Annotated in this window: 5 protein-coding genes and 1 pseudogene; 3 read left to right on the forward strand and 3 right to left on the reverse strand. The window is 48.8% G+C overall.

All coding sequences use genetic code 11. From position 1 onward, the window contains the following. Positions 1–249 precede the first annotated feature (249 nt). Positions 250–1,794, forward strand: coding sequence for a WD40 domain-containing protein (locus QT990_RS25060; protein ID WP_333144969.1), 1,545 nt, complete (start codon positions 250–252; stop codon positions 1,792–1,794). A 69-nt stretch (positions 1,795–1,863) separates the two neighbouring features. Here the strand turns inward: QT990_RS25060 and QT990_RS25065 are convergent, their stop codons facing one another. Continuing rightward, positions 1,864–2,748 (reverse strand): 4-hydroxybenzoate solanesyltransferase, encoded by an 885-nt coding sequence (locus QT990_RS25065; RefSeq protein WP_333144968.1) that lies wholly within the window; start codon positions 2,746–2,748, stop codon positions 1,864–1,866. A gap of 210 nt (positions 2,749–2,958) precedes the next feature. On the opposite strand from QT990_RS25065, the gene QT990_RS25070 reads away from it, so the two are divergent. Continuing rightward, a complete protein-coding gene (locus QT990_RS25070; protein WP_333144967.1) occupies positions 2,959–4,575 on the forward strand; it encodes a Ppx/GppA phosphatase family protein in 1,617 nt (538 codons plus the stop codon). On the opposite strand, the gene QT990_RS25075 is transcribed toward QT990_RS25070, so the two are convergent. Together QT990_RS25075 and QT990_RS25080 are read right to left on the reverse strand one after the other, a co-directional pair. Beyond that, positions 4,572–4,850 carry a hypothetical protein gene (locus QT990_RS25075; RefSeq protein WP_333144966.1) on the reverse strand — a complete coding sequence of 93 codons (279 nt, stop codon included), beginning with the start codon at positions 4,848–4,850 and terminating at the stop codon, positions 4,572–4,574. The two genes, QT990_RS25070 and QT990_RS25075, sit on opposite strands and share 4 nt — an antisense overlap. 30 nt (positions 4,851–4,880) lie before the next feature. Continuing rightward, positions 4,881–6,686 (reverse strand): annotated as a pseudogene (locus QT990_RS25080) (calcium-binding protein); the annotation flags it as partial. Between the two features lie 125 nt (positions 6,687–6,811). Here QT990_RS25080 and QT990_RS35885 point away from each other — a divergent pair. Further along, on the forward strand, positions 6,812–7,176 hold a 365-nt coding region (locus QT990_RS35885), incomplete at its 3' end, for a pentapeptide repeat-containing protein (RefSeq protein WP_445305450.1).

The following is a 7,176-nucleotide window of genomic DNA, read 5'->3' on the forward strand; positions in this document are numbered from 1 at the left end:
GAGGCTCTTTCTGCCCATTCTTGTGACTACTTTCCTATGCCTGACCTCATTCCCGAATTTCAGACCTGAATCCTTACATTCATTCAAACCAAAGATGAGTTTCTGAAAAAAATTCCTTGGCAGGAATGGGATTTATTTGCGGATACATACACCAATTCTGAAATTGTCCTCAGCCCCCCGGAAAATACAGAAATTCCCAGAATTGTTACAGCGTCAAGAGGAAAGTCTAACATAAAAATATTATCAATTTTGGGTTGTAGCCAAGGAATTGATGTTCAAGTCGATCAGAAGTTTCTCAAAAGTTTACCTAAGACAGAACCACTTTTTCTTCCCGAACCTCGACGGAAACAATTAAGCGATAGCCTTTGGGAGCAAAACTGGGATATCTTATTTTTTGCTGGTCACAGTTGGAGTGATAGTAACAGTGGCAATCTTGCTATCAATTCCGATGAAACACTCACCCTGCTAGATTTGAAGCACGGTTTGCGCTGCGCTATAAAAAACGGCTTGCAGTTGGCTATTTTTAATTCCTGTGATGGTTTGAAGTTAGCAGAAAATTTAGCTGATTTGCACATTCCGCTAGTTATTGTGATGCGGGAACCTGTACCCGATCGGATTGCTCAAGAGTTTTTGAAATATTTTCTGACGGCGTACTCAAGTGGAGAAACTTTATATTTAGCAGCACGAAAAGCACGGGAACGTTTGGATACAGAAGGTCTAGACAAGGAATTTCCGGGGGCGACTTGGTTGCCCATAATTTGCCAAAATCCCGCTGTAGAACCTCCGAATTGGCAATGTTTTTTCAGTAAAACAGAAGCAAAATTCCAAGATGGATTTCAGGAAGTTAAAAAAACTTGGAAAACCGAACATACTCTCACAGATCATTCAGACATTATTAAATCAGTCGCTATTCACCCAGACGGTCAAATTTTCGCTAGTTGCAGTCTAGATCAAACGATTAAAGTATGGAACCTGACAACAGGAGAACTCCTGGAAAATCTCACGGAACATTCTGGCGGCGTGACTTGCGTTACTTTCAGCAGCGACGGAAAAACTCTTGCCAGTAGCAGCGCCAATCCCGACGGTACTATTAAATTGTGGGATACTCAAAGCTGGCAACTAAAACGCACTCTCAAAGGCGATGATTGGGTGGTTCTTTCTGTATGGTCAATCGCCCTAACTCCTAATGGCAAAACTTTAGTCAGCGGACACCACGCTGACAGTACCGTAAAAGTTTGGAACCTGGAAACCGGGGAATTGCGACACACTCTCAGAGGTCATGTTTGGGCAGTTCACGACGTTGCGATCGCTCCCGACGGCAATATAATGGCTAGTGGAAGTTTCGATAGCAATATCAAGCTTTGGAATCTTAACACAGGCAGAGAAATCCGCAATTTAAACGGCCCTGGTGACGGCCCTATTGGTTGGCCTCGTTCTTTCTTTAGCGACAACATTGTTTATAGTGTCACCTTCAGTCACGATGGACAAACTCTCGCCAGTGGCGGTGTCAAGCAACCGATTAAACTGTGGCGTTTAAGCAGTGGAGAACTCAAAAGCAACTTGACAGGACATACGGATGATGTTCACGCTGTTGCCTTTAGTCCTGATGGGAAATATCTCGCCAGCGGTAGTGCCGATCGCACTATTAGAATTTGGGATTTATTTACCGGAGAAGCGATTCACACTCTAGGACATTCAGACACTGTTTATTGCCTTGCCTTGAGTCCTGACGGAGAAACTCTCATCAGTGGTAGCCGAGACAGAACTATTAAGATTTGGCGTTTTTCCACCTGACAATAATTACTAATATTACTTTTTGAACAGGCAAGATGCCTGTTCCACAATAATTATTGGAGATATCTATTAAAAAATCTCCCCAACAATCATCCCCGCCAATATGACAAACCCCACCCAAACATTTTGGCGAAAGATTTGACCGTAAACAAGCTTAGGAATATCCGCATTCCGCAGTTGACTGTACTGCAAAAACCACAAAATCGCCGCCGCAATAATTGCCAACCAAAAACCAATGTGCAAGTGTAAATTAATCCCCATCGCCGCTAACAAACCGACAGTACCAACAAAGAAAAAACCCACAGCATTAGCGGCATTATCCCCGAAAAATATCGCGCTGGAATTCACCCCCAAACGCAAATCGTCTTCCCGATCGCTCATCGCATAAACTGTATCAAATCCCATCGTCCAAAACACGACTGCACCCCACAGCAGCCAAGTCGCTAATTCTAATTCGTCAACGGCGGCGCTCCAACTAATTAAAACGGCAAAACCCCAAGCAATTGATAACACTAATTGCGGCACTGGAAAGAATCTTTTTGCCAGCGGATAGCAGATAATTACTGGTACGGCGGCCACGCACAGCCAGAAACTTAAAGGATTGAGATAAAAAGCGAGAATTGCCGCACAAGCAAAGGAAATTAATGCAACTCCTATTCCAGTTTGCACCGTGAGGGCGCGGGATGCTAGCGGGCGCGATCGCGTTCTTTCTACTTCGGGATCGATATCGCGATCCCATAAGTCGTTGATGACGCATCCAGCCGCACTCGTGGCTAGGGTTCCCAACACAATCACGCCCACCAATGCTGCGGGTGGCCTCCCGTCTGCTGCTAAAAAGACGGCCCAGAGGGCTGGAATCATTAAAATGAGCCTTCCTGCTGGTTTGTCCCATCTCAAAAGCCTCACGACGGTTAGCAATGTGGATTCGGGTTGGCGATCGGGCTCTTTCAGCATTTCAATTCTAGATTTGATATTTTTAACTCTAGATTTTATCAAATTTTAGGCACAATCACTTACTATCTCTGCTGGCGAGCATACTTCTATCGGAATTTAAAACAGGTGAAAGTCTTGCCCAGTCAGCAGTTCCCGATTTTTGCTAATTTAATAGAATGCCTAACTGGATTCGTGAAATAATCATAAATATCTGTCAACCCCGATACTCCAATGGTTAATTCACTTGCTTCTGCGGAGTCAAATCGCATTATTGCTGCTATTGATATGGGTACTAACTCATTTCACATGGTGGTGGCGCGGATCGATCCGAAATTGCCCGCGTTTACGATTATTGCTAGAGAAAAAGATACGGTTCGGTTGGGCGATTGTGAGGTTAAGACAGGCTGCTTGAAGCCCGAGGTTATGGAAAGGGCGATCGCCACTCTGCGCCGTTTTCAAGATATTGCTAAAACTTTCAATGCTGAACAAATTATCGCTGTTGCTACGAGTGCGGTTCGGGAAGCTCCTAACGGGCGGGATTTTCTCAAACAAGTTGCTGCAGAATTAGACCTAGATGTGAGTTTAATTTCTGGTCAAGAAGAAGCGCGGAGAATTTATCTCGGTGTTCTTTCGGGTATGGAATTTAACAATCAGTCGCAGGTAATTATTGATATTGGGGGGGGTTCTACGGAGTTGATTTTAGGAGACAGTTCTGAGCCTCGCTGTCTCACCAGTACAAAAATTGGTGCTGTTCGCTTAACAGGACAATTTGTCAAAACTGACCCGATTAGCAGGGAGGAGTTTGCTTATTTGCAAGCTTATATTCGGATTTCGCTGGAAAGACCGATCGACGAATTGCGCTCTCACTTCAATGCGGGCGAACCTTTGCGCTTGATTGGCACTGCTGGAACCATCGAAACTCTGGCTGCCATTAACGCTCGCGAAAAGTTGGGAACAGTGCCGAATCCCCTAGCCGGATATCAGTTAAGTTTAAAAGATTTACGCGATTTAGTCAATCGCTTTCGCAAACTTTCTTATGCCGAAAGGTTGGCAATACCGGGAATGTCAGACAAGCGGGCGGAAATTATTCTAGCAGGATCTATGATTTTGCAGGAAGCGATGACACTATTAGGAATTGAATCCCTGACTGTGTGCGATCGCTCTCTGAGAGAAGGCGTAATTGTTGACTGGATGCTGGCACACGGTTTAATTGAGAACCGCTTGCGCTATCAAGGTTCAATCCGCCAGCGCAGCATTCTGCACATGGCTGAGAAATATCAAGTCAATTTAGAACAAAGCGAAAGAACCGCAGCATTTGCGCTCAATTTCTTCGACCAAACTCAAGGAATTCTACACTATTGGGGAACCGAAGAACGCGAGTTGCTGTGGGCTGCCGCGATTCTGCACAACTGCGGTTTGTACGTCAGTCATTCAGCGCACCACAAGCATTCTTACTATTTAATTCGCAACGGTGAGTTATTAGGATACACTGAAACAGAGATTGAAGTAATTGCGAACTTAGCTCGCTATCACCGGAAAAATCCTCCGAAAAAAAAGCACGATAATTTTGTAATTCTTCCGAAAAAATACCGGGAACTCGTCAGTAAATTGCATCCTTTTCTGCGGTTGGCTGTGGCTTTGGACAGGCGGCAGATTGGCGCAATTTCTGATTTTAAATGCGAACACCGCCCGGAAGTTCGAGAGTTTCATTTGCGGCTGCAACCGCTCAATCCCGAAGACAATTGCGCTCTGGAACTCTGGAGTTTGGATTACAAAAAACCGTGTTTTGAAGATGAGTACAATCTAAAATTAGTGGCAACTTTGGAACCGACTTTGGTTCCGGTTTAAATACAAAGCCGAGCCCGGAAACGAGAAACTGGTGCAATACCAGAGAGAATCTTCGTGGTGAAGAACGCTCTCAAACGCTTGAAATCTCGAAACCTGCGATCGTTAAATCTTTTTCTGTTAACAGACGATCGGCAATAAACTAGGTTGATTGCCGATCGCCCGTCGGTAGGATCGGGTAAAGCCGATCGCACCAATACAGTGTTTGAGGGCAGCGCGCAGCTACAAACTACGAGATTGCAAGCATTTGAAGGACTTCGCTCGACCAGGCTCGGCACTCACGCCAGACAGGGCGGATTATGTAGTGCTTACCCGAAGATGGTAAAATCATTCACACCTATCGCACTAGCTTGCACTCCATTTAAAGCAGCCAACAATTGACCATTCTGACCAATCCTGATGAAAGCTGCATTAGCGTTTTGGGTAATACTAAGTTGACCAAAAGTTAGACCACCCGCTAACACGAGCAAATCTTCACCTTTTGTGAAATCAGTAATTATATCGCTGCCTTCACCTGCTGTTAAAACAAAGCGATCGCGCCCAATGCCGCCGCTGAGAATATCATTGCCCAAACCGCCAATCAGACAATCGTCGCCTTTACCGCCATAGAGAGTATCGTTACCATCCTCGCCGCATAGCTTGTCACTACCGCCGTTGCCCAACATCAAATCATTGCCAGCACCACCGCACAGGGAATCAGGCTCGCCGTTAAAGTCGATCGCACTGTCTCCGAAAATAGTATCGTCCCCATCGTCGCCACAAATGCTATCACTGCCGCGATCGCCCAACAGCAGATCGTTGCCAGTACCCCCCACCACAACGTCATTGCCCTTGCCGCCGTAAACAGTATCGTTGCCCTCTTCGCCGCTTAGAGTATCCGCAGCATCTCCCCCGTTCAAGAAGTCGTTGCCAGCACCGCCAAAGAGCAAATCGCGTCCAGTCGAGTCAAGGCTAGACGGGTCAAAACTGCCTCCAAACAAGCTGTCGTTACCCTGAGCCCCAACTAGAGTGTCATTGCCCTTGTCGCCCCAAATCAAGTCATCGTCTTTGCCGCCGATCGCCACATCATCGCCCTTACCCCCGAAAATGCGATCTTCGCCCGCATTGCCGTTGAGGTAATCATTGCCATTGCCGCCAAACAGCAAGTCTTTGTCTGCATTCGGGCCAAGGGGGATATTGGTGGGCAGTCCCCCGTAAATATTGTCGTTGCCTTTTTCGCCCAGCAGAACGTCGTCGCCGTTGAAACCGCTGATAACGTCGTTGAGATTGCTGCCGATGAGGAAGTCGTCGCCGTCAGTGCCATTGAAAGTGCGATCGACAGAATTCGGGCCCGGAATCGAACTGATCGCGGGTAGGGTAATCTGTTCGCAAATGCAATCGGTATCGCCCCCTTGAACGCTGTCAGAGTCAACAGGAATTCCGGTGGGAGTCGGAGTTCCGGTGGGAGTCGGAGTTCCGGTTGGGGTTGGAGTTCCCGTGGGAGTCGGAGTTCCGATGGGAGTTGGAGTTCCGGTTGGAGTCGGAGTTCCGGTTGGAGTCGGAGTTCCGATGGGAGTTGGAGTTCCGGTTGGAGTCGGAGTTCCCGTTGGAGTCGGAGTTTCCGTGGGAGTTGGAGTTTCCGTGGGAGTTGGAGTTTCCGTGGGAGTCGGAGTTTCCGTGGGAGTCGGAGTTTCCGTGGGAGTCGGAGTTCCCGTGGGAGTTGGAGTTTCCGTGGGAGTTGGAGTTTCCGTGGGAGTTGGAGTTTCCGTGGGAGTCGGAGTTCCGGTTGGAGTCGGAGTTCCCGTGGGGGTTGGAGTACCCGTAGGGGTTGGAGTTTCCGTGGGAGTCGGAGTACCCGTGGGAGTGGGAGTTTCCGTGGGAGTCGGAGTTGGAGTTCCGGTTGGGGTTGGAGTTTCCGTGGGAGTCGGAGTTCCGGTTGGAGTCGGAGTCGGAGTTCCCGTGGGAGTTGGAGTGTCCGTGGGAGTTGGAGTGCCCGTGGGAGTTGGAGTGTCCGTGGGAGTTGGAGTGCCCGTGGGAGTCGGAGTTTCCGTGGGAGTTGGAGTTCCCGTGGGAGTTGGAGTGTCCGTGGGGGTTGGAGTTCCCGTGGGAGTTGGAGTTCCCGTGGGAGTTGGAGTGCCCGTGGGAGTTGGAGTGCCCGTGGGAGTCGGAGTTTCCGTGGGAGTCGGAGTTCCCGTGGGAGTTGGAGTCGGAGTTCCCGTGGGAGTCGGACTTGTCGGCGTTGGAGTTGTCGGAGTCGGACTTGTCGGAGTCGGAGTTGTCGGCGTTGGACTTGTCGGAGTCGGACTTGTCGGAGTCGGACTTGTCGGCGTTGGAGTTGTCGGAGTCGGACTTGTCGGAGTCGGAGTTGTCGGCGTTGGAGTTGTCGGAGTCGGACTTGTCGGAGTCGGACTTGTCGGAGTCGGACTTGTCGGAGTCGGACTTGTCGGAGTCGGAGTTGTCGGCGTTGGAGTTGTCGGAGTCGGACTTGTCGGAGTCGGAGTTGTCGGCGTTGGAGTTGTCGGAGTCGGAGTTGTCGGAGTCGGAGTTGTCGGCGTTGGACTTGTCGGCGTTGGACTTGTCGGAGTCGGACTTGTCGGAGTTGGAGTTGTCGGAGTTGGAGTTGTC

Origin of the sequence: Microcoleus sp. T3_B1 (genome assembly GCF_036700445.1) — a bacterium.
In the GTDB taxonomy this organism is placed as follows: domain Bacteria; phylum Cyanobacteriota; class Cyanobacteriia; order Cyanobacteriales; family Microcoleaceae; genus Microcoleus.